Below are 20,576 nucleotides of genomic sequence, written 5' to 3'. Positions count from 1 at the left end.
CGCACCGCTGCGAAGAAGATTCGCAGAACGCATGCCGGTATGGGCCTATCGCCGAGATCGATGTCGCTGTTAAACTAAAGCCGTTTGGAATTGGAGGCTTGATGAAATACTTACTCGTGATTGCGATTGCCCTTGGGGCCGGGCCGGCCCTAGCTCAACAAAAGAAGTCCCAGGCCAAGAAGACCTGCACCTATGACGAATGCGTGTCGGTCAACAAGGCGAGAGGCTGGAGCGGCGGTGAAGTGAGCCGCTGGTGCACGGCCAATCCTGGCAAGTGTGACAACTACTGATCGAAGGCCGCCCTGACGGGCGGCTTTTTCGTCGGAATTGCCGTGATGGTGTCATCGTAGCCCTCTGGGTCGTTGAACCCTGGCAGAGGCGACACGACTAAACGGCATGAAGACAAACCTCATCATCGCATTGGCAATCGGGGCGCTCATCTCGGCGACGCTCCTCGTCATCGAACCGCTCACCGACTTCGCTTATCTCTCGCTGGAGTGGCCTGGCATCAGCGCAGCGTATTTGTTCTGGGGAGCGGTCGGTGGCTCCGCCTTCATGGGCGTCGCTCTTGCATGGGCCGTGAATGCACTCGCCTACGGTCTGGGTGCCCTAGCCATTCTCAGTGCTCTCAAGCCGCTGATGACCCCGAAGACTTGCTGAAGCACCTTCGGTGGCACGATGCGCTGGCTTCAAAGGCTCGGAAAGATTGCGAGGGTTTTGGCGCTTTGCGGGACCGTCGCGTGGCTTGTGCTTCTGACAAGCTCTCCCGAGCTGCCTGATGCCGCACATCCTGTCCGTTACAGCCACCGGCACGACGTCCGCTATGTTAGCGAGCAGACGGAATTGGCTCTGCGCATTCTGCTCGGCTCGACCTTTACGCTGGTCCTGGTGGCATTCGGATGCCACTTCGCGACCAGGGACGTGCGAGAGGGACGGTAGCCGCAGTCTGTGCTTGCGAGCCCTGACTTTGAGGGCTTGACTTTATGTTCATGATTTGTTCTTATGCTGGCCGTCCAGCAAGGAGTGAGCCATGGACAACCGCATCAGTGAAATTCGGCGTGTGATCAGAGCGTTGCGTGTCAGCATGCGTGAGGCCGAGGCCATCATGCATGAGCAGATCAACCGGGACGAGGACTGCACCTTCGTGGCGGGAGAGGTTCTCAAGATGCGGACGGTCATGAGCGGCCTCGCTCAGGAGCGGGTGGCGCTTGGCGATACCGACCCCATCCTTGTCGCGAGCCTGTTCGTCCCCCGGCGACGGCCGACGCCCTCGCGCGTCGAGAAGCGTCCCCTGGTCTCGACTATGGCGACGGCACGTTCCATCGAGACCGTCTAGGTTTGCGATAGCGCCGGCAGCGCATGCTATCGTCACCGCAAGGTGCGGGCGGCGCATGCGTGATCGTCGGGAATATCCCAAGGGGTGGGGATCTCCGGCCTGGTGAACCAGGGTGAAGCCCGAGGCGACGAATGCCTGGAAACAAGGGCAATTCGCCGTGACATGGTTCAAACGATATCTGGTCGGCGGTCTGGTCGCAGTGCTCGTCCTCGCCGGCCTCGATAGCTATAAGCACCCGGGCGAGGGAATGCGCTATGGCGCCATCCTCCTGGTGTCCGCCGGCTGGCCTGTCGTCGCCGCGATGGTCGTGGGAAGCACCATTGGCGATGTGGTGCATGACATCAACCACGGCAAGGCAGGGTGATCAGGCCATGCTCGATGCCTTGCTCGGCATGTTCTTCGAGATGGTCCTGAGCGCGGTCGGGACCTTCATCGTCAAATTGTTCGGCGTGGAGAACGCCGCCGAAATCGCGACCGTCATCATCGGCCTCGGCTTCATCGTGCTCGGTTTTGCGGTCGCCTTGTGGGGGCATTGAAGCGACCTGGCGCCTCCCGCGATGAAACCGCGGCGCCGCGCTTATGAAGTCGTCGCCTCGCGCCAGCGCATCGGCAGCGCGCCGTTCTCCCTGAAGCTGCTGATGAAACCAAAACGCGCCGCATGCGGATTGCGGCGGGCCTCGATCGTCTTGCCCAGGATCTGCACGACATCCGTCTCGTCATAGGCCGGCCAAGCCGGCAGGCCGGGCCCGTTGGGATTGCCGCGCATCGCAAAGTTCACCCAATAGCTCATCATCGCCTGCGACAGCGCGCGGTCGGCGTCGGCCGGCGGCGTGGTGCTGCCGATCACCCGTTGCGGCGTCAGCGTACCGAACACGAAGGGGATTTCTGTGACGTGCGAGGCGATCGGCGTGTAGGGCGAGGTGTAATTGAAGTGGTAGCCGTAAGTCGGCGCGCGTATGCTTGCTCGGTGCAGCCGCAGCGCCTGCCAGCACTGCTCGCCGACCACCATATCGCCTGTCAGCGCAGCGGCAGATGCTTTGGCCTGCGCGTCGGTGTCGGCGGGGTAGAGTTTTAGAAATTCCGCGAGGCGCGCCTTGCCAAAGATCTCTTCGGCCGCCGCCCGAAAGGCTTGCGCCGATTGCGCGGGCAGGGACAGCGACATGAACGGGAATTCCTCCGCGCTGTTCCAGCCGGCGAGCAAGGGGATCTGCATCTGCTCGCCGCGCAGGAAGCGCCGTGCGGGCACGTCGGGGATCACGTAGCGATCGATGCTCGGTGAGAACGCCGCCGTGACGTGGTCGCGCTCAAAACTCCAGGGGGCTCTCGCGTTCAACTGTTCGGCCGGCATCGCGCGCAAGGCTGCGATCGACGCATCGCCTTGCCGGCGCGTGAAGGCGCGGCCGCGCGCGCGGGCTTCGTCGAAACTTTGCAAGGAACCGTGCCGTCCGTCCCAGAAGGCGCCGCTTTCGCCAATGGCCTTGTGGAACAGTCCGCGTGCGAGTGGCGAGGCCATCAAAATCCCGACGGCCATGGCGCCGGCGGACTCACCAAACAGCGTGACGTTGTCGGGGTCACCGCCGAACGCGGCGATGTTGGCTTTGACCCAGCGCAGCGCCGCGAGTTGATCCTGCAGGCCGTAATTGCCTGAAGGCGACTGCGTATCGAGATCGGGATGAGCGAGAAAACCAAAGATGCCGAGGCGATAGTTGAAGCTGACGACGACGACGCCCTTTGCCGCGAGCAAGCTTCCGTCGGTGGCGGGATTGGCCGAAGAGCCGAACTGAAAGCCGCCGCCGTGAATCCACACCATCACGGGCCGCTTCTCGTTAGTCTCTTTCGCGGCGGTCCAGACATTGAGATAGAGGCAGTCCTCGCTGCGCGGCCCCGGCCGGGGATCGTTTTCCAGCGACGACAGACTGCCTGCGCCAAACACCAGCGTATCGCGCACGCCATGCCAGGACGCCGGCGGCTGTGGCGCGCGCCAGCGCAGCGGGCCGACCGGCGGTGCGGCGTAGGGGATGCCCTTGAATACGAGCACGCCGCTTTCGTTGCGCGGCTGGCCACGCAGCTGACCGTCCCGGGTGCGAACCTGCCGGCCCAGCTCGGCGGTGGTCGAGATCATGACGGCATGCACGGTCGCGTCTCCTTATGATTGGGGCGACCCGAGATCTATCGGCTTCCTCGCTGGATGAATTTGCGTATAATCGCAATTGATCGCTAGAAATCGTCAATGATGAGACAGCCCCTTCGTTATCCTTGGCTCGACCTGGACGTGGACGAGCGGTCCGCGCCGGTCATTGCCGTGCGCGTCGATGCCGACGGTTCCAAAGGCGAGGTGCCTGATCACAGCCATCGCAAGGGACAGCTCGTGGTCTCCTTCGGCGGTGGCGTCACCTCGCGCGTTCCGGGCGGGTTGTGGATGGTGCCGCCGCATTGCGCGGTCTGGATCCCGAGCGGCATGGCGCACAGCAATCGCGCCACCGCCAATGCGCGTCTGTACTTCGTCTACATCGAGGCGGAGCTGGTCGATCTGCCCAAGAGCTGCTGCACCATCTCGATCTCGCCACTGCTGCGCGAATTGATCGTCGCATTGTCCGATGGCCTGCAGCATGACGAGGCGAGACGAGAGCGACTGATCAGTGTGCTGCTCGGCGAGCTGCCGCTGATGCCGGTGCAGCAGTTGCATCTGCCGCTACCGGACGAGCCACGCCTGAAGCGGATCGCAGCAGCGCTCGCCGACAATCCCGCGGACCGTCGCACGCTGGCGGAGTGGGCGGGCCATCTCGCGCTCAGCGAAAGCAGTCTTGCGCGTCTCGTGGTGAAGGAGACCGGCCTGACCTTCGGACGCTGGCGCCAGCAATTGCACCTGATCGTCGCCATCCGCGAGCTCGCCGCGGGCGCGAGCGTGCAGCAGGTCTCGGCCGATCTCGGCTATGAATCGGTCACGGCCTTCATCACGATGTTCAGGAAGGCGCTGGGCAAGCCGCCGGCCGCCTATATCAACAGCGTCGCCTCGCGCTAGGCTGCCATCCGCTGTTCGGCCGGGGTCGTCAAATATTTGAGCGCTTCCGCATGCGCGAGATCCGGGACCGCGATGGCGGTGTGGCTGACCATCGCGTGCGACCGCGATGTCGCAATCCCGTCCAAAACCTCTTTGCCCTTGATGACGTGAAGGCCCATGCCCTGTTGTGAGGGGAAGATCGCGAGCACGACGTCATAGGCCGCGATGACCGCTTTCAGCGCCTCCGCCTTGTCCTCGGCGAGGTCGACGAACACGCGAACATCCGCTGCGAGTTCACGCAGCTCGTTAAAATCCAGCACTGTGGGGATACTCCAACGCAACGATACTGAACAGAGCTTGGCGGCGTTGGGTTACTGAAGTCTCAACAGCGCACGCCGGGCCACAAGTTTCATGAACGAGGTGACGGGATCGGCGAGGGGGGGCGGCGGGCGCACCCGTCAATTCCGCGGCCAACTCAAGCCCGATCCACGCCGCCGCCTGGGGATAAAACCGCGGAACCCGCGTTGACCGCGGCTTGTGTTTTGGGCCTCGATGGGTTCTAAGCCCCGTGACTTCATGACAACAGGCATGAATCAGCAGCGCGCTGCGTGGTTCAGCCGCGTCCTGAGCAGAAATTTGCTCGCTCGCACAAAGGGATTCCAGACATGGCGAAGATGACCAAGACACAATTGATCGATGCGATTGCCGAGGGCACGCAGCTCTCGAAGAACGACGTGAAGTCGGTCATCGAGTACATGGCGACGGTCGGCTACAAGGAGCTCAACGAGTCCGGCGAGTTCGTTATTCCCGGTTTCGTGAAGATGTCGGTCGTGAACAAGCCGGCGACCGAAGCCCGCATGGGCGTCAATCCCTTCACCAAGGAGCCGATGCAGTTTGCGGCCAAGCCCGCCAGCAAGTCTGTGAAGGCCTCGCCGCTGAAGGTCGCCAAGGACTCCGTCTGACCGAGACCATCGCGCATCGCCTAAGTATGCCCAGAGCCCCGTTCCGATGGCATCGGAGCGGGGCTTTGACGTCTGCCCCAAAAAGCGAAAACCCCGCCTGGGGGAAGCGGGGCTTTCTGATGGGGGGAGCCATCTCATGGGGAAGCCTTGGGGAAGCTTCAATTATGAGACGCGCCGGCGTCGAAAAAGGTTCATCGCCCGCTCCCTCAAGAAAAACCCCGCGCTCTCGCACGGGGCTTTCCAAACTGACGGCGATGGGATTTCAGCGCCTGGCCGTCAGCCGTAGTTTTAACTTAAGGTTGAAGATCCAAAAAGCAACAGCGCCGCGGTGACGGAGTATGTTCGTCCACCGCGGCGCTGCGATATTGACTGGGCGCTGAAATCCCCAGCCCCCATGGGTCTGTGCGCTGCTCAAAAGGTTCAAGACGATTTGCGCCGGAAATCGCGCGCGAGGGGCTGGACTTCTTGTTCTCATTTTGTTCTTATGAGCCACTTTGGAGGTGACTCATGTCCATCGAGAAACAGCGCGAAGTGATCAGGCTCTGGAACGAACTCAGGAAGGTCGAGGGCCCAGCCGCGGAAGAGCTGCGGATCCAGATCCTCGAATGCTTTTCTGAGAAAGACAAAGTGAAGAAAGCGGCTTGACGAGCGCCGGCGGAGATCGACGGCACGCGGCAACCGGCGAGCGCGATCCTGTTTTCGAGTTCGCGCCTCGCCGGTTTTTGCCGCCGAAGACGTCTGCCGCCGAAGTCGTCACGATGATCGATTTCATCGATCGTTAGGAATCGCTTCTCGCCGATTTTCTCGACTCCGATTCGTTCTTTGCGAACGAAATGGAGTCGGATGCAGAACAGGCCGTGGCTTCTGTGTCGATGCGGGACATCCGGCGCAGCATCACCCCCGCCTGTCGTGATTTTCGCGTTCGTTATCTCGCGTTCGTTTGCATACAAACGATTTGTTAAGAGTTGCTTCGCGCCGATTTCTGCGATTCCGATTCGTTCTTCGAGAACGAAAGGCGGGCGAAGCTGGAACAAAGCCGGTCGCATCATTTGACGAAACGCCAGTCCCGCTCTGCCTAACTAAAGTTTGCAGCGGATGCCGATAACCCTATTCGGTTAGGTTAAAAACCCAATCGCGTTGCGCTTGCGGCTGCTTGGAGTAGGTGTCTGGCAAAGACAAGCAAGAAACGATTTTGCCAGAAGCAGCTTTGCCATGACACCTTTTTCAGAACCCTCCTTTTATCAAGGCGACCGCCACACCTACCGGCGCGTTGCCATCGTCGGCACGCTTTTCTGTCTCGCTTTCGTGGTGATCAGCTTCTCGCTGCGGCCGCAGCTCGAGGATATCAGCGTCGCGGTCAAGGCGGACCGGCTGGTGCGCACGGCCGGCCAGGTGCCGCACACCAACTAGCACTCGTCTCCGTAAGCGCGATCGTCGGCAGGCGCCTGCGGGCACGCGGCGCCACGGCGCGCGAGCGCGACGAAGCCGGCATAGCCGGACAGGTTAAGCAGAATTTCGAGCCAGGCGGGCATGTCGTGTCTCACAGGTCGCGTCTCATTTGCGTGAGGACGATTTCAACGTGTGCGCGAAACGCTTGTTCCCGGCTCCCGAACAGAAACCCGCCTACAGCGGAGAGGAGGGATCGAGCCGGCGGCCGAGGGCAGCAACGGATTTGCTCGACGGTGCCTCCTTGAGGAACTCGGCAATGGCGCGCGCCAGCTCGCCGTCGGTCATCGGCGTCGGAGGCGGGCGCAGCGCGCCGACACCGAAATTGCGAACGATCTCGTCGTAATGCCCATCGCCGGATTGGGGGACGAGCCGGCGGATGCGGGCCAGCAACGCGGATATCGGCAATCTCTCCTCCTCGCGTCCAGCGCCCCGTTTGGCAGCGTTTCACGTCTGCTGCCATTTTCATTCGTGAAACTGAAAACCCCGCCAGCATCGCGGAGGATACTGACGGGGCTTTCGTGCTGTCACCTCTACCGGATAGCGGAGGCTCCGCACTTGTAAGCTCAATACGCACCGCGCGCTTTCGTTCCCCTTGCACGCGAATTTTTTGGCGGCTTTCGGTTCCGCAGCGCGTGCAACCATCGCAGGCCGCCGATGTTGTCTTCCCGAGATGCGAAGGAGGAGAGTCATGAAGAAGACACTGGCAGTTCTGGCCACCGTCGCAGCCGTCGGCTTGACCGCGGTCGCAGCGCCTGCGCCTGCAGAGGCGCGCGGTCGCGGCATCGGTCCGGGCCTCGCATTCGGCCTCGCCGCCGGCGCGATCACCGCGGGCGCGATCGCCGCGTCCCATCCGTATGGCTATGGCCCGGGCTACGGCTATTACGGCGGCCCCGCCTATTATGACTACGGACCTGGCCCCTATGCCTATTACGGCGGCGGCCCGTACTACCGGCACCACCACTACTACCGCCACTGGTAACGGCGGAACAAACGAAAAGCCCGGAGCGTTGCTCCGGGCTTTTTTCATGTGTGTCGATCAGAAAATGTCTTACGGCCAGAGCGAGGGCCGTTCCACCTTGCGGGCATTCTCGAGTGTCGAGACGAAATACTCGTCGCGCTCGCGCTTGAATTTTTCCTGGGTGGCACGGAAGGCGGCGACGCGGGCGGCAATCTCTTCGCGTTCGCGGATCTTGCGTTGTTCGTCCTCGGTCATGTCAAATCCCCTCTACACGTGAGTATGTGTGCACTACTGAACTCACGCACTGCCGCCGCAATCACGTTGAGTCGCGTTAACACATGCATTGGCGCTTCTGATTGGGGCGTCAATGGGGAGGAGGCATTGCAGGATTGTGATAAGCGAAGGTCGGAAAAAATTGCCGCCCCATGTCTTGCTTCGCGAGTTTCTTTGGCAGTGGATAACAGCGTCAATAATCTTGTCGCTTGTACGCGACGCAGCTAGCGCAAAATCAAATCGGGGGCGCCCATGATTGCATCGGATCTTCGCAGCGGCGTCGAACGTCTCGGCGACATGATCGCCGAAGCGAAGACCATCGTGCCGTTCACCGGCGCCGGCATCTCGACCGAATGCGGCATCCCCGACTTCCGCTCGCCGGGCGGAATTTGGACGCGCTACCGTCCGATCGAGTTCGGCGAGTTCGTTGCGAGCCAGGAGGCCCGCGATGAATCCTGGCGCCGGCGCTTTGCGATGGACGAGGTGTTTGCGGCGGCAAAGCCCGGCCGCGGCCATCGCGCGCTCGCCTCGCTGTACCGCGCCGGCAAGATTCCAGCCATCATCACCCAGAACATCGACAATCTGCACCAGGCCTCGGGCTTCGCCGCGGAGCACGTGATTGAACTTCATGGGAATACAACTTTTGCGAAGTGCATCGGATGTGGGCAGGCCTACCAGCTGGGTTGGGTGAAGCGCCGCTTCGATGATGACGGCGCCGCGCCTAACTGCACCGTGTGCAACGAGCCGGTGAAGACCGCGACAATTTCGTTCGGTCAGATGATGCCCGAGGATGAAATGCAGCGTGCAACGGAGCTATCGCAGCATTGCGACCTCTTCATCGCGATCGGTTCCTCGCTCGTGGTTTGGCCCGCGGCCGGCTTTCCGATGATGGCGAAGAATTCGGGTGCAGGTTTGGTGATCATCAATCGCGAGCCAACCGAGCAGGACGACATCGCCGACCTCGTCATCCGCCACGACATCGGCGAAACGCTCGGACCCTTTGTCGGGAATTGAGGCGTTAATTTGATTCGCTGCTGTGCAAGCTGTTCATAGGTTCCGGCGAATCTCTTTTTTGTCTATGCGTCGCAACCGGGAGTGTTATCTTTTGAGTCGAAAGATTCGCGTCGCGTCGAAGTGAGAACATTCTCTTAAGACGCGTGATTCGAGCGCCGCCAATGTGGCGGGTTGCATGGCATGTGTGGGGTCCGGGGTTATGGGGTCGTCGGACGGATTTGAGTCCAAGAAGGTTGGGGTTCCCGCGGTCGGCGAACACGGCAGCGGTCGCGACGGCGCGCTCAGCCCTTTCACCGGGTTAGGTGAGGCCAGCGCCAACCTCGTCGAGGTTCACGGCGTCATCAAATGGTTCGACGCCTCAAAGGGCTACGGCTTCATCGTTCCCGATAATGGCTGGCCCGACGTGCTCCTGCACGTTACCGTGCTTAGGCGCGACGGCTTCCAGACCGCCTACGAGGGCGCCCGCATCGTCGTCGAGTGCATCCAGCGCGCCAAGGGCTACCAGGCTTTCCGCGTCGTCTCGATGGACGAATCGACCGCGATCCATCCGGCGCAGATGCTGCCGCCGCGCACCCATGTCACGGTGACCGCGACCAGCGGGCTCGAGCGGGCCCAGGTGAAATGGTTCAACCGGCTGCGCGGCTTCGGCTTCCTGACCTGCGGCGAGGGCACGCCCGACATCTTCGTGCACATGGAGACGCTGCGTCGCTTTGGCATGACCGAATTGCGCCCCGGCCAATATGTGCTGGTCCGCTTCGGGCCTGGTTCCAAGGGCATGATGGCGGCCGAGATCCATCCCGAGACGGGGTCGCCAGGGCTGCAGTCGCACTAGTAGCTTCTCCAATTCCCGCAATCGTGAGCAGAGGCGCGCCGGCCAGCCGGCGCGCCTCTGGCTTTTCGGGCGGTCGCCGCGTAGGACTGTTCCATTCCCACGCCTTGAGTGCCCCCATGAATTTCAATCGAACGGCCGCCTGGTGCTTTGCCCGGAGCTGGCTTGCCGCCGTCCTCGTCATTGCAGGCCTGACCGCCGCCAGCGCGCCTGTTGGCGCCGCCGACTTCCAGCCGCTAGAGATCGTCACGAAGAACGGCGTGCAGGTGTTCTCGGTCGAAATAGCGACGACCGAGCAAGAGAAGCAGACCGGCCTGATGTATCGGAAGGAGCTCGCAGACGGCAAAGGCATGCTGTTCGACTTCAATCCCGAGCAGGAAGTGTCGATGTGGATGAAGAACACCTATGTCTCGCTCGACATGATCTTCATCCGTGCCGACGGCCGCATCCTGCGCATCGCCGAGAACACCGAGCCGATGTCGACCAAGATCGTCTCGTCGAGGGGGCCCGCCCGGGCCGTTCTGGAGGTGGTGGCGGGAACGGCGCAGAAATACGGCATCCGCCCCGGTGACCGCGTCGGCCACCCCTTGTTCGGAAGCAAATAGGGCCAGCCGGCGGCGGCGTTGCCAGCCTTGCTGGGCCGCCTGGAAGCGTGTATCGACGGGGCTCGCCGGACATTCGGGGTATAGCGCAGCCTGGTAGCGCGGCAGTTTTGGGTACTGCAGGTCGTTGGTTCGAATCCAGCTGCCCCGACCAGCAACTTCAAGCACTTACGATAGAAAAGAGCGGTCCGACCCTCCCGGAAATGCCCCTTGGGAAGAAACGGGCAGGACGCTGCCCTCCATCGCAGCCCGATCGCTTGTCGCCATGTCCCGCGGGCCGGCGCGCTCCGGCGGTAAAGCGTGTCGGCCGCTCTAGCCGCTCCGTGTCGTATCGGCGGCGCCCAGCACCGATCAGAGTCCGTCCGGCAAACAACGTCAATCGGTGGAGCGAACGAAGGTGAATTGCTGACTGCCCCGCTCGCGAGGATCCGGTCCACTCTCGCTCAACTGGTATCCGTTGTGAGCGGCAACAAAAGCTCCTTCTGGAATCCAGTGGCGCTCATACTTGACCAGCTTGTCAGTATCCGCTGCGAGCTGGCCCGGGCCGTTGTTGCTGAGTAACGACGTCTGCACTTCTGCCCTCGCAACGTCGCCGATCGGGACGCGATACCAGACCATCCTGGCGGGCCGTGCCGCGCATAGCGCTTCCACGGTTTCGAGGGCGTCGTCGACATACTGGATCGCGCCGTTGGAATGCATCAGGTCGATGCTCCCGAGCCAATTCGCAGCCTTCTGGATGTCGTCGAAAAACTTCAACTGATCGGTCGCCAATTCACTGGCCCTCCGAACCATCGCTGGCGTCTCGACAACAGCCCAGCGAATGCCCGGCGACTGCTGCCGCGCGAGCTTATAATGAATGCCGGCCCCACCCCCGAAATCAAGCACTGCCTTCAAATTCGCGACGAGCGGCCAATCGCCCTCGGGCCGAAAAGCAACGGTCTTGCGATAGATGGTCTCTATGAGCTGATCGTTTTCGTAGCCTTCAATCACGTCCCGGGGCGGGAAAAGTCTTCTACGCAGCCTCTGTATCAAACTCATTAGCGGGGTTGGCCCGAGGTTTCTGGTTGCATGACGCGACGGACACAGCCAGAAACATTTGGAAATGTACAGCCCGAAAGAGAACAATTCCGGTTGATCAATCAAGGGGACCCTTGAAACACGTTGCTTCGGCGATATCCCCATGGGGACCCCGCTTCATGAGGCAACTTGACGCATTTCGACTTGTTAGTCTGGAAAGCGCTTGGTACGTGCCGTCAGGGCAGGTGGGGGCGGCACCAACTTATGGGTAAAGAGAAAAAACCGAAGAAGGCCTTGAAAGGCATCAGTCCGAAAGCAGATGCCGAGAGACTGGAAGCCCACTTGAAGCTGATCGATGATCTCGCATCTGACGCGAAAAAGGCGGAGGGCGAGACCGACGTGCTCAAAAGATCAGACGATGCAGAGTCGGACTGACATGACCAAAGAAGAGCTTGGCCAGCTGATCCGCGTCGGTATCGAAGACGTGCAATAGCTCGCGCGCGGTCCGCGGCCCAAACGATTGATGGTTTGCCTCGGCTTCGACCCGCGGAATCCCCGGTCGTCGCAACCCTTGCGGTCAAGCCGGCAGACCGCTCCCGCGACATCTTGTCCTGCACACAACCTCCGCGCCAGCCTCGCGTACCAATGTCTCCGCGCGTGCAACGGGGAATGTCCGAACATGTTGAGAGCTCTATGCGGCGCGGCGATTCTCGCTTTGTCTGCGACGACGGCGTCAGCGGCTGATTATGCGCTAGCGACGCCTGCGCCTCCGGTCACATTCAACTGGACCGGTTGCTATGTCGGCGTCCATCTCGGCGGCGCCGCGAGCGATGATCGCACGATCAACAGCGCCGGGGGGACACTCGATTTCGGTGCGGCCGGCTTTGTCGGCGGCGGACAGATCGGCTGTGATCATCAATTCGCATCCAACTGGGTCGTCGGCGCCGAGGGCCGTGCCGCGGGAGCGAGCTTGTCGAGCCACCATGGCAGCAGCGTCAGATTTCCCGCGCTCGGCTACATCGCCGTGCCGTCGCAGTTCGGCCTAAAGAACGATTTTCTGGCCTCGATCACCGGACGGATCGGCTACGCCTACGGCCTGGGCTGGCTGTTCTATGCACGGGGCGGCGTCGCCTGGACCCACGAGAAGGTCGACGATGCCTACATCAGTCCGGCCGCAGGTTTTGCGATCGATCCCAGCGCGTCGGTGATGCGGACCGGCTGGACATTGGGCGCCGGCGTCGAATGGGCGTTTGCGCAAAATTGGTCGGCCAATGTCGAATACAATTACCACGACTTCGGCACCAAGGGCCCGATCCAGCTGATCAGTCCCGTCGAAGGCATCACCGTGGCCCATCTCAAGGATACGATCCATGCCGCAACCGTCGGCGTGAACTATCACTATTGATGTGATCGGGGATTGCCGGGACGTCAGAACAGCAGCCAGTCAACGAGGCGCCAGGCGATCCAGGCGAGGGCGCCGACCCAGCCCAGCATCGCAATCCCGGCGACGCCGAGCCCGCACAGAGCGAACAACGAGCTTCCGGTCTCCGGCGCCTCGGCGAGTTTGTCGGTGGTATCGATCTGACTCACAGCATCCCCTTGCCTTGTGGTCCGCTGTTCATTGGTCTCAGCTCGCCTGAATAAATTCACCGGCCGTGCTCCAGCTCACACGGACGTGAGACGAGGTAATTGTCCCGGCAGGCCCCGCTGAGGCGTGGCGGATACCCGGACAGGTGGGAAAGCGGCAACGCGCTGCGCCGCGTTTGGTTGCTCGCCTCGGGCGCGGACATACGTGGCAATCGATTTTTTTCCGCCACCGGCGCCTGCTTCGCGCGCCTGCCGCGTTCAAGGGGAGAATAGGGCGCGCAACTGTTGCTGCGCCCCGGGGCTCTTCCAGGCGAGGCTTTCATGTCGATCAGTGCGATTGCGTCAACCAGCGCGGCGGCGACGACGTCCGCATCGACCGCCACGTCGTCGTCCGCGACAACATCGACATCAGCGACGTCCTCGACCTCGGCGACATCGTCCTCGCAATCGGCGGGCGGAAGCTCGGGCTCGGGCGGCGGTGGCTCGGCCAAGACCGTCGTCAGCGAGGTCTCCATCACCATGGACGGCATCACCACCACGACGATCACCTATTCCGACGGCACGACCGAGGTCGAGACGTCGGGGAGCGCGCAAAACAGTCAAGGCAGCCAGGCGGGACAGACCTACAACGCGCAGGGCTCGCTCGGCACGAATGCTCAGAGTGCTTCCAGTGCCAATGCCAGCGCCGGCATCTAGCCGGACTTGATGGCCCGGAGCAGGCGCCCGGCCTATTGCGTCCCGAGACGTTCGCGCGGACCAGGCCCGAGCGCTCCAAAGCCAGCGATCCAAAGCCTTGGCGCTCATTCCCTGCACAACGCTACTTCCGCGCGATATTTCAAGGCATTGGCGCTGTCCGAGCGGCACAGAATTAGTACGGATTCATCGAACCTTTGGCTGTCGCCGTAGACATATGAGTGTTGGGGGATTTCAGCGCCCAATACCTAAACGGACGCCGCCAAGCGATGATATTCCGCTTGCGCGGCGTTGCGCTTTTCAGACCTTGATTGTTTTCAGATATGTCCCAATCAGCTTGATGCGTGCCAGCCGGGCGGAAACGGCACGAACGGCCAGACCATCTGGTTGTCATTGGCGGGCTTCAGCGGCTCCTGGACCGCCGTCCTGATGAGTGGAGCAGGCGGCGTCGACCGCACCGCCAAGCGCAAACATGCACATTGCAAATTCATTTGTGGTCGCCCCCGGCCCGTCAATGCTTTTTAAAATTCCAGTTCTTTAGAAATCAACGTCAGTTCAAAATTACGATGCGTCCAAAACGGCGCACGCATTCTCAAATCACGTACGCATTGTAGAAAACTCGGCGCCGGCTTTCAACCGGTCTCGATGCTTGCATATGACGGGTAAGGTTGATCGGTTAGGTTAAGGGCGAGCCGTTGTTGCGCTCGCCTTCGTGATTGTTATCAGATCGGTGCCGGCTCGCGATGGGCTGCCTGAATCCGTGCTCACACATGATCACAGTTCGTCGCGGCGCTCATATCCTGTGAGTTCTGCGTCATGTCTTTCGATCGCAACGTCAAAACCGTCCATCCGCAGTCGAGCTGGACTGAAATCTGGCACCTCTGGACCGTGATCGTGCCGCGCCGCTCGATCAACGGGCAGCTCGTGGTCGGAAAAGTCTGGCGCCGCCACGACGGCCGCGACTGGATCTACAAGAAGTTCACCGAGTACGACAGCGAAGCGGCCTGAAGCGCGATGAGGTTGGGTTGAATCGTCATCGCGCAACAGGTTGTTGTTTGCGCATGATCTCCGCCCAAACACGTTCCGCGTTTGTCGCGAGGGAAAACCGCTTCGCACTTTTCCGGATCATGCTTCAGGCCGGCTTCGCCGCCGCGTGGGATCAGGCGGCCTTTGCAGGCGCGCTTGCGGCCGGCTTGGCCGGTGGCTTCAGCGGCTTGTCCTGCTTCTTCGACCACGAAATGTAATAGGCCACCGTCGTCATGATCGCGATGCCGGCGATGCTGACGAAGAGCTGCGCGAACAGCGAGCCCGAGCTCATCGACAGCTCGAAATGGCCGACAAAGGACAGGAACACGCCGACGCAGAACACGGCGAGCGACTGCTGGCCGCACACGATCACCGGATCGAAGATCTTCCATTCGAGGCCCGGCCACTCTTTCGGCACGAAGCGGATCACCAGGATCACGATCACGACGAAGTGGATGAAGCGGTAGGGCGCAAGATTGGTCTTGTCGTTGGGGTTGAAGGCCGAGAACAGCCATTCCGGGAACATGCCGCCAAGGGTGGGGAAGCGGCCGGCCATGGTCATGACCAGCGCGAAGGCGAGGTAGCCGAGGCAGAGCCATAGCGTAACAGGCGAATTGATCACGGCTCCAGAACGCCGGGCGCCGCCCATCGCACACCAGGCGCCGAACACGAACAGCACCTGCCAGGCATACGGGTTGAAGTACCACTGGCCGGCCGGATAGGCGGTCAGATTCCAGCCGAAATGGCGAGCGGCGAGCCACAGCACGATCGACAGCACCATCGTCAAATCGGGCTTGCGCAGCATGAACCACAGCACTGGCGGAAACAGCCCCATCAGCACGATGTAGAGCGGCAGCACGTCGAGATTGAGCGGCTTGAAGCGCAGGAACAGGCCCTGGCGCAGCGTCTCGGTGGCGTTGTCGACGAGGCCGGCGACGTTGAACTCGTTGATCATGTCGGAATCGCCGAACCGCAGCGCGAGATAGCTGATCGAGGCGATGTAGATCACGAACAGGATGATGTGGGCGACGTAGAGCTGCCAGACCCGCTTGGTCAGCCGCGTGGCGCCGACGATGAAGCCGCGCTCCAGCATCATCCGCGCATAGACGAAGGAAGCAGTGTAGCCGGAGATGAAGACGAACAGATCGGCGGCGTCGGAAAAGCCGTAATTTCGCGTCGTGATCCAGTTCACGACGTTGTCAGGGATATGGTCGAGGAAGATCGCCCAGTTGGCGACACCGCGGAACAGGTCGAGCCTGAGGTCGCGGCCTTTCTCGGGGAGCGTAGCGCTGACGTTCAGGAAGGCCATGCGAGGTGGGCTTTCGAAGGAGACGGATAGGTGGGGGACGAACTCTTGGGGGGCGAGGCGGGGGGGCCGGGCAGGATCCCCGGGCGGACGGCGGGTACGCAATTGTCACGGTGCAGCATAATGACTATACCCGTCGACGAGGCATCCGGGGGCCCGGAATCACCGATCAGTTCCCGAAAGGTGTCTGTATACTATGCCCGCGGTTTGCACCAACTGCTACCGTGACGCATCGAATTCGAACGAAAAGACGAGGCCCGGACCGACCATGACCGCACGCATTTTCAAGCCCGCCAAGAACGCGATGCAATCCGGCCGGTCCAAGACCAGGGAATGGCAGCTCGACTACGAGCCGGAGCAGCCGCGCGCGGTCGAGCCGCTGATGGGCTGGACCTCGTCGGGCGACATGAAGCAGCAGATCACTCTGCACTTCCATTCCAAGGAAGAGGCCATCGCCTATTGCGAGCGCAAAGGCATCGCCTACCAGGTGATCGAGCCCCAGGATTCGATCCGCCGCCCGGTCGCCTATGCGGATAATTTCTCGTTCCGGCGCGGCGAGCCCTGGACGCATTGAGCCATCCCGAAGCCGTGACGCCAGAGGATCGTCAGCCCGCAACGTCTGCCGTCGGCGATCTCAGCTCATAAAGGTGATAGATGTTGGCCGCCGGTGTCTCCGGCGGCGCACGACCGGCATACACCTCGCGCGTGGTCCAGCCGCGACCACGCAGGGCCTCGACGAGACCGAATCTGCGATCCCAATCCTGCAACACGAGCAGATATTGCGGGTGGAATGCGTCGGCGATTTCGGCGATCGCTGTTGAGCGGTACAGACCGACGCTCGGGTAGGTCGTCCGCTTGTGGAACTCCATCGCAGCCGGAGTCTTGAGCCCGACCAAATCCACCAGCGCAGCATGTCCGGCATAGGCGACGTAACCGGCGTCATGAACCATCACCAATGGCCTGTCCGGCAGATTGGCGTTCAGCCATGTCACCACGTCGGACAGACTTCCCTGAGTGCCGGCAATCTGCGTCCTGTAGTCGTTCAATCGTGTGATAAATCCCTGCGGCAGGAACAGGATCGAAATCGCGACCAGGCAGAGCGTTTGCTTGCGAAACACCGACGAGAGCCCGCACGCCACGCCAAACAGAACGATCGGCGCGAGCAGATACAAATATCGTCCTCCGTTGTGCAGCAGGCCGCTCGGAAATCTCCAGAAGTAGGCGCCGAGGAAGATCACGACAAACAGCGCGAGCATGCGTCCCACCACGGGCGGCCGCGTGAAGCGGAGGCAGAGAAAGAGCGGAAAGCTCGCCAGGGCGGCTTGAAGGACCGCCAGAAGCATCAGGAACAATTTATCCGACCAATCCGCATAACGTTCGGCAAAATAGTACATCTTGGCACTCACGGTGTTCGGCACCAATGAACCGGTGTCAGACCAGTACCAAAGCAGGAAGGGCATTGCGCTCGAGGCCGCCACCAGCACGGCTGCGATCTTGAAGCGGACGGAGGTCTCGATCTCACTGAACAGGACGAGCATCGATGCGGCGGACAGGACACCGAGCTCCGGCCGGATGAACGGCATGACGCCGCACAGAACAGGAAGCCAGAGGCCGCGCCTCCTGTCCGTCAGCAGCTTGATGGTCCACGCCACCGCGGCCATTGCCAGTCCGGTGTCCATCCCGTTCAGGAGCTGGAACAGCGTGCCGGCGAGAACCAGGCCTCCCAGGGAGATCAGTGCCGCTTCCAGGTCCGGACATCCGAGATTGCGGCACATGAAGAAGAGACCGAGCACATAAGCGACGCCGCTGAGCGTGCCGAGCGCGAACAGTGCGGCAGTATCGGGATAGACAAGCTGCTCGACAGCCAGCAGCAGCGCGAGGTGCGCGCCGCTCGTCGCGCCGACAAGAGCCGGCACGCCGAGATAGGTCTCGTCCTGACCGAGACGCAAGACCCGGGCATTGTGCAGGTTGATGAAGGCATCGTCTGAGGGAAAAGCCGCGCCACCATTGGCGTAGTAAACGATCGCAAAGACGGCGAATGTGACGAGTGCACAGGTTCCAGGAGCGAGCCACCGGCTCCTCAGATCGATCGTCATATTCCGCCGACTCCTGCTATGGTCGAGCCTGCGGGTTACAACCTGTGGTATAAGGTTGCGTTAATTTGAGCGCGCACGCTTTACGTGATGGCCGGGTTCCGTCCAAGTACCCGACTGATTCATGCCAGGGGGAACGGTCGAGCTTGCTCTGATCCGATCCCGGCGCGGGATGCGGTCTGTAACCTCGTGAGACGATCCGCAACTCGCCTGGCATATCCCTTGGCAGCGATTGTTCCGCGTGCTTCGTTGGCGCGGACATGACGGGTTCATGACGAGGGTGGGGATGGCCGGGCGTGACCAGCTCGACGGCGTCGATCTGAAGATACTGTCCGAGCTGCAGCAGGACGGGCGTATCCGCAACAACGAGCTGGCGCTGCGTGTCGGCGTGTCCGCACCCAACTGCCTGCGGCGGCTGAAATCGCTGTTCAGCCGCGGCGTGATCCGGGCGGTGCGGGCCGTCATCGACGAGCGGCTGCTCGGCTATGAGGTGGTGTCGTTCGTCTCGATCCAGCTCGGCAGCCAGGCCCAGCCGGTGCTGGAGGCGTTCGAGAGCTCGATATCAGCGATCCCGCGCATCCAGCAGTGCTGGCGGATTTCGGGCGACACCGACTATCTCTTGAGATGCGTGGCGCCGAGCGTCGAGAGCATGCGGCAACAATTGCTGCATTTTGCGGCGATGCCTGATGTGAAGAACGTCCGCAGCTTCCCGGTGCTGGGCGTCGCCAAGGACGTGCCACTGCCGCTGCAGGAGGGCGTGGCGGCGGGGTAGGGCGACTGCGCGCTTTCCGGCGTGGACCGGGTGGCGATTTCAATAAAACCGAAGAATTGGGCTCGCCTAATACATTAGTAACTCACATAACTGTGACATGTGATTTAGACAGCCCTGCAATGCGCTGAACCGTGATTGTCGGCTTCCGTGCCCCGCCTACATGCGAGGTGTAAATGAACCTTGGCGTGCGCCGCGTGCCGAGGACTCTTCTGTGGGACCCTGAAGCAGGAAAAGACAACATGACCTCGACCTCGAAGACGTTCGTCGCCTCCGCTGCGACGCTGTTCGCCTCTGCGTTTTTCATGATGACGGCGCCGGCTGCGAAGGCCGACGATTACTGCATCACCAACGGTGCCCAGGCCGCGCATGGCTGCGGCTATCCGACGATGGAAGCCTGCCGTCAGGCTGCCGGCGGCATCGGCGGATCGTGCTCGCAGGCCGGCGGCGCGAAGCCCAATAACGACGCGCTCGCGTTCCAGCCGAAGCAGACCCGTGCAAAGACGCGCCCGGCCAAGGACACGTCCTCGAACTAAGCCGATATCTCCAGTTCAGGCGCAAGATGCGGCCTCTGCGTTCGATCGCGGAGGCCGTATCTGTTTGTCGGCTTCACCGATACCGGCCGCGAAATTCGCGAGGGGAGGCGCCGGTCCAGGTGCGGAACGCACGCGAAAAACTCTTCTCGTTGCGGAAGCCGGCGATCTCCGCGATCCGCTTGATCGGCGTGCGGCCGCGCATCAGCTCCTGCTTGGCGAGCTCGAACTTTGCTTCTTCCTTGAGATCGCGCAGCGAGGTCGCTTCCTCGCGCAGGCGCCGGTGCATGGTGCGGGTGGAGAGCGCCAGCTCGCTTGCGACATCCTCGGCGCCGAGACTGCGTCCGCGCGCATCGCGCAGCACGCGGCGGACACGTTCGACCAGCAGGCGGTCGCGTCGATAGGGCAGCACGGTCAGGCGCAACGCGCCCTTGAGCATATTGTCGAGATCGGGCGCGCTGCGCGTCAGTGGCAGCGAGAGATAATGCTTGTCGAAGGTGATGGACGCGTGGTCCGCATCGAAGCGGATATTTCGGCAAAAGATGGTCGGGTAGACCGAGACATGGCCGGGTTCGGGGTGCGGGAATTCCGCGGCGCGGAGCGCGATCCTGGAGTCCACCGCCCAGCAGGAAAAGCCCAGCGCATATCGGAGCAGCGTGACCAGGCAGAATTCGCGCAACGGTCCGAGGTCGCGCAGCTCGCGGATCGACACGGTCGCGGTCTCCTCGCCGATTGCGAGATCGAGCAGCACGTCCTCGGTGAGCAGGCGATGATGCCGGCACCAGCGTTTTAACGCGACTTCGAGCGTCGGTGCCGTGATCGAGGCGCGGCACAGCATGCCGTAGCTGCCCCATGGCAGCCGGCGCGTGAACCAGCCGAGCGCCTCGTCGTCGAGCTCGCGCATGGCATGGCCGGCCAGGGCCTCGAACTGGGCGGCCGTCACCCGTCCGTCCGGAGAATTGACAAGGTCTGGCGCTACCTGACCCCGCGCCAATGCCTCGGCCGGGTCCCGTCCGTACCGCGCATAGGCGGCAACCACGCCGCGAACGAAGGCGGCTGGGGTCACGGCGCGGCGCGGGAGCGCAGTTGCGGTCTGAAAAGGCATCGGATTCCTTTCGGAAATCCTCG

The 20,576-nt window shown here is 62.0% G+C and carries 31 protein-coding genes and 1 tRNA gene; 21 read left to right on the top strand and 11 right to left on the bottom strand.

Features of this window, described 5'->3' with window-relative positions:
• The first annotated feature begins 101 nt into the window (after positions 1-101).
• From B5V03_RS39245 to B5V03_RS39220, 5 genes are all read left to right on the top strand, one after another.
• On the top strand, positions 102-290 hold the full coding sequence (locus B5V03_RS39245; protein ID WP_129275742.1) for a hypothetical protein: 189 nt from the start codon (positions 102-104) through the stop codon (positions 288-290).
• Between the two features lie 106 nt (positions 291-396).
• Entirely contained in the window at positions 397-660 is a 264-nt protein-coding gene (locus B5V03_RS39240) for a hypothetical protein (RefSeq protein ID WP_129275741.1), read from the top strand.
• A 370-nt stretch (positions 661-1,030) separates the two neighbouring features.
• Positions 1,031-1,336 carry a hypothetical protein gene (locus B5V03_RS41940; protein WP_164988586.1) on the top strand — a complete coding sequence of 102 codons (306 nt, stop codon included), beginning with the start codon at positions 1,031-1,033 and terminating at the stop codon, positions 1,334-1,336.
• A 112-nt stretch (positions 1,337-1,448) separates the two neighbouring features.
• On the top strand, positions 1,449-1,700 hold the full coding sequence (locus B5V03_RS39225; protein ID WP_129275739.1) for a hypothetical protein: 252 nt from the start codon (positions 1,449-1,451) through the stop codon (positions 1,698-1,700).
• Positions 1,672-1,872 carry a hypothetical protein gene (locus B5V03_RS39220; RefSeq protein WP_129275738.1) on the top strand — a complete coding sequence of 67 codons (201 nt, stop codon included), beginning with the start codon at positions 1,672-1,674 and terminating at the stop codon, positions 1,870-1,872. Before B5V03_RS39225 ends, B5V03_RS39220 begins: the two co-directional genes overlap by 29 nt.
• 41 nt (positions 1,873-1,913) lie before the next feature.
• Here B5V03_RS39220 and B5V03_RS39215 read toward each other — a convergent pair whose 3' ends face one another.
• Complete coding sequence (locus B5V03_RS39215) at positions 1,914-3,470, bottom strand: carboxylesterase/lipase family protein (RefSeq protein WP_129275737.1); 1,557 nt, start codon at positions 3,468-3,470, stop codon at positions 1,914-1,916.
• A 99-nt stretch (positions 3,471-3,569) separates the two neighbouring features.
• Here B5V03_RS39215 and B5V03_RS39210 point away from each other — a divergent pair, with 99 nt between their 5' ends.
• Positions 3,570-4,358: an AraC family transcriptional regulator gene (locus B5V03_RS39210; RefSeq protein ID WP_129275770.1), complete on the top strand. Its 789-nt coding sequence runs from the start codon at positions 3,570-3,572 to the stop codon at positions 4,356-4,358.
• On the opposite strand, the gene B5V03_RS39205 is transcribed toward B5V03_RS39210, so the two are convergent.
• Positions 4,355-4,657 carry a hypothetical protein gene (locus tag B5V03_RS39205; protein ID WP_129275736.1) on the bottom strand — a complete coding sequence of 101 codons (303 nt, stop codon included), beginning with the start codon at positions 4,655-4,657 and terminating at the stop codon, positions 4,355-4,357. The genes B5V03_RS39210 and B5V03_RS39205 overlap by 4 nt on opposite strands.
• A gap of 345 nt (positions 4,658-5,002) precedes the next feature.
• Between B5V03_RS39205 and B5V03_RS39200 the strand changes: the two genes are divergently transcribed.
• The 3 genes from B5V03_RS39200 to B5V03_RS39195 all read left to right on the top strand — a co-directional run bounded on the left by B5V03_RS39200 (position 5,003) and on the right by B5V03_RS39195 (position 6,709).
• A complete protein-coding gene (locus tag B5V03_RS39200; RefSeq protein ID WP_007591377.1) occupies positions 5,003-5,299 on the top strand; it encodes an HU family DNA-binding protein in 297 nt (98 codons plus the stop codon).
• 507 nt (positions 5,300-5,806) lie between these two features.
• Entirely contained in the window at positions 5,807-5,944 is a 138-nt protein-coding gene (locus B5V03_RS41935; RefSeq protein WP_164988585.1) for a hypothetical protein, read from the top strand.
• A 567-nt stretch (positions 5,945-6,511) separates the two neighbouring features.
• Complete coding sequence (locus B5V03_RS39195; RefSeq protein ID WP_129275735.1) at positions 6,512-6,709, top strand: hypothetical protein; 198 nt, start codon at positions 6,512-6,514, stop codon at positions 6,707-6,709.
• On the opposite strand, the gene B5V03_RS42865 is transcribed toward B5V03_RS39195, so the two are convergent.
• Together B5V03_RS42865 and B5V03_RS39190 are read right to left on the bottom strand one after the other, a co-directional pair.
• Entirely contained in the window at positions 6,706-6,831 is a 126-nt protein-coding gene (locus B5V03_RS42865) for a hypothetical protein (RefSeq protein WP_283811579.1), read from the bottom strand. The two genes, B5V03_RS39195 and B5V03_RS42865, sit on opposite strands and share 4 nt — an antisense overlap.
• A 91-nt stretch (positions 6,832-6,922) precedes the next feature.
• Positions 6,923-7,153, bottom strand: a complete 231-nt coding sequence (locus B5V03_RS39190; protein ID WP_129275734.1) for a hypothetical protein — start codon at positions 7,151-7,153, stop codon at positions 6,923-6,925.
• 283 nt (positions 7,154-7,436) lie between these two features.
• On the opposite strand from B5V03_RS39190, the gene B5V03_RS39185 reads away from it, so the two are divergent.
• Entirely contained in the window at positions 7,437-7,727 is a 291-nt protein-coding gene (locus B5V03_RS39185) for a hypothetical protein (protein ID WP_129275733.1), read from the top strand.
• Between the two features lie 69 nt (positions 7,728-7,796).
• Here the strand turns inward: B5V03_RS39185 and B5V03_RS41930 are convergent, their stop codons facing one another.
• Positions 7,797-7,961: a hypothetical protein gene (locus B5V03_RS41930; RefSeq protein WP_164988584.1), complete on the bottom strand. Its 165-nt coding sequence runs from the start codon at positions 7,959-7,961 to the stop codon at positions 7,797-7,799.
• Between the two features lie 270 nt (positions 7,962-8,231).
• Here B5V03_RS41930 and B5V03_RS39180 point away from each other — a divergent pair, with 270 nt between their 5' ends.
• The 4 genes from B5V03_RS39180 to B5V03_RS39165 all read left to right on the top strand — a co-directional run bounded on the left by B5V03_RS39180 (position 8,232) and on the right by B5V03_RS39165 (position 10,578).
• Positions 8,232-8,993 carry an SIR2 family NAD-dependent protein deacylase gene (locus B5V03_RS39180; protein WP_129275732.1) on the top strand — a complete coding sequence of 254 codons (762 nt, stop codon included), beginning with the start codon at positions 8,232-8,234 and terminating at the stop codon, positions 8,991-8,993.
• Positions 8,994-9,192: 199 nt separating this feature from the next.
• Entirely contained in the window at positions 9,193-9,825 is a 633-nt protein-coding gene (locus B5V03_RS39175) for a cold-shock protein (RefSeq protein ID WP_164988583.1), read from the top strand.
• Between the two features lie 116 nt (positions 9,826-9,941).
• A complete protein-coding gene (locus tag B5V03_RS39170) occupies positions 9,942-10,427 on the top strand; it encodes a DUF192 domain-containing protein (RefSeq protein WP_129275730.1) in 486 nt (161 codons plus the stop codon).
• A gap of 74 nt (positions 10,428-10,501) precedes the next feature.
• Positions 10,502-10,578, top strand: a tRNA-Pro gene (locus B5V03_RS39165).
• A 221-nt stretch (positions 10,579-10,799) separates the two neighbouring features.
• Here B5V03_RS39165 and B5V03_RS39160 read toward each other — a convergent pair.
• Positions 10,800-11,414 (bottom strand): hypothetical protein, encoded by a 615-nt coding sequence (locus B5V03_RS39160; RefSeq protein WP_129275729.1) that lies wholly within the window; start codon positions 11,412-11,414, stop codon positions 10,800-10,802.
• Between the two features lie 216 nt (positions 11,415-11,630).
• Here B5V03_RS39160 and B5V03_RS39155 point away from each other — a divergent pair, with 216 nt between their 5' ends.
• Positions 11,631-11,876 carry a hypothetical protein gene (locus B5V03_RS39155; RefSeq protein ID WP_129275728.1) on the top strand — a complete coding sequence of 82 codons (246 nt, stop codon included), beginning with the start codon at positions 11,631-11,633 and terminating at the stop codon, positions 11,874-11,876.
• Between the two features lie 244 nt (positions 11,877-12,120).
• On the top strand, positions 12,121-12,846 hold the full coding sequence (locus B5V03_RS39150; protein WP_129275727.1) for an outer membrane protein: 726 nt from the start codon (positions 12,121-12,123) through the stop codon (positions 12,844-12,846).
• 23 nt (positions 12,847-12,869) lie between these two features.
• Here B5V03_RS39150 and B5V03_RS39145 read toward each other — a convergent pair whose 3' ends face one another.
• Positions 12,870-13,031 (bottom strand): RNA-binding protein, encoded by a 162-nt coding sequence (locus B5V03_RS39145; RefSeq protein ID WP_245502484.1) that lies wholly within the window; start codon positions 13,029-13,031, stop codon positions 12,870-12,872.
• Between the two features lie 56 nt (positions 13,032-13,087).
• Positions 13,088-13,549 carry a hypothetical protein gene (locus tag B5V03_RS42645; protein WP_245502483.1) on the bottom strand — a complete coding sequence of 154 codons (462 nt, stop codon included), beginning with the start codon at positions 13,547-13,549 and terminating at the stop codon, positions 13,088-13,090.
• On the opposite strand from B5V03_RS42645, the gene B5V03_RS42640 reads away from it, so the two are divergent.
• Together B5V03_RS42640 and B5V03_RS39135 are read left to right on the top strand one after the other, a co-directional pair.
• The gene (locus B5V03_RS42640) at positions 13,548-13,724 is read left to right on the top strand and encodes a hypothetical protein (protein WP_245502482.1); all 177 of its coding nucleotides are present in this window, start codon (positions 13,548-13,550) and stop codon (positions 13,722-13,724) included. The genes B5V03_RS42645 and B5V03_RS42640 overlap by 2 nt on opposite strands.
• Positions 13,725-14,537: 813 nt before the next feature.
• Positions 14,538-14,729, top strand: a complete 192-nt coding sequence (locus B5V03_RS39135) for a hypothetical protein (RefSeq protein WP_129275724.1) — start codon at positions 14,538-14,540, stop codon at positions 14,727-14,729.
• A gap of 151 nt (positions 14,730-14,880) precedes the next feature.
• On the opposite strand, the gene B5V03_RS39130 is transcribed toward B5V03_RS39135, so the two are convergent.
• Positions 14,881-16,056, bottom strand: coding sequence for an OpgC domain-containing protein (locus tag B5V03_RS39130; protein ID WP_129275723.1), 1,176 nt, complete (start codon positions 16,054-16,056; stop codon positions 14,881-14,883).
• A 265-nt stretch (positions 16,057-16,321) separates the two neighbouring features.
• On the opposite strand from B5V03_RS39130, the gene B5V03_RS39125 reads away from it, so the two are divergent.
• Positions 16,322-16,627 carry an ETC complex I subunit gene (locus B5V03_RS39125; protein WP_129275722.1) on the top strand — a complete coding sequence of 102 codons (306 nt, stop codon included), beginning with the start codon at positions 16,322-16,324 and terminating at the stop codon, positions 16,625-16,627.
• Between the two features lie 31 nt (positions 16,628-16,658).
• Here B5V03_RS39125 and B5V03_RS39120 read toward each other — a convergent pair whose 3' ends face one another.
• On the bottom strand, positions 16,659-18,149 hold the full coding sequence (locus tag B5V03_RS39120) for a hypothetical protein (protein ID WP_129275721.1): 1,491 nt from the start codon (positions 18,147-18,149) through the stop codon (positions 16,659-16,661).
• 283 nt (positions 18,150-18,432) lie between these two features.
• On the opposite strand from B5V03_RS39120, the gene B5V03_RS39115 reads away from it, so the two are divergent.
• Together B5V03_RS39115 and B5V03_RS39110 are read left to right on the top strand one after the other, a co-directional pair.
• Entirely contained in the window at positions 18,433-18,918 is a 486-nt protein-coding gene (locus B5V03_RS39115) for an Lrp/AsnC family transcriptional regulator (RefSeq protein ID WP_129275720.1), read from the top strand.
• Between the two features lie 239 nt (positions 18,919-19,157).
• Positions 19,158-19,451, top strand: a complete 294-nt coding sequence (locus B5V03_RS39110; RefSeq protein WP_129275719.1) for a DUF3551 domain-containing protein — start codon at positions 19,158-19,160, stop codon at positions 19,449-19,451.
• 73 nt (positions 19,452-19,524) lie between these two features.
• Here B5V03_RS39110 and B5V03_RS39105 read toward each other — a convergent pair whose 3' ends face one another.
• Positions 19,525-20,553 (bottom strand): AraC family transcriptional regulator, encoded by a 1,029-nt coding sequence (locus B5V03_RS39105; RefSeq protein WP_129275718.1) that lies wholly within the window; start codon positions 20,551-20,553, stop codon positions 19,525-19,527.
• Positions 20,554-20,576: the final 23 nt, after the last annotated feature.

The sequence above is a fragment of the Bradyrhizobium betae genome (genome assembly GCF_004123905.1).
Lineage (GTDB): Bacteria > Pseudomonadota > Alphaproteobacteria > Rhizobiales > Xanthobacteraceae > Bradyrhizobium > Bradyrhizobium betae_A.
Note: the sequence above shows the minus strand (reverse complement) of the source record. Positions and strands in the feature narration are given on the sequence as shown.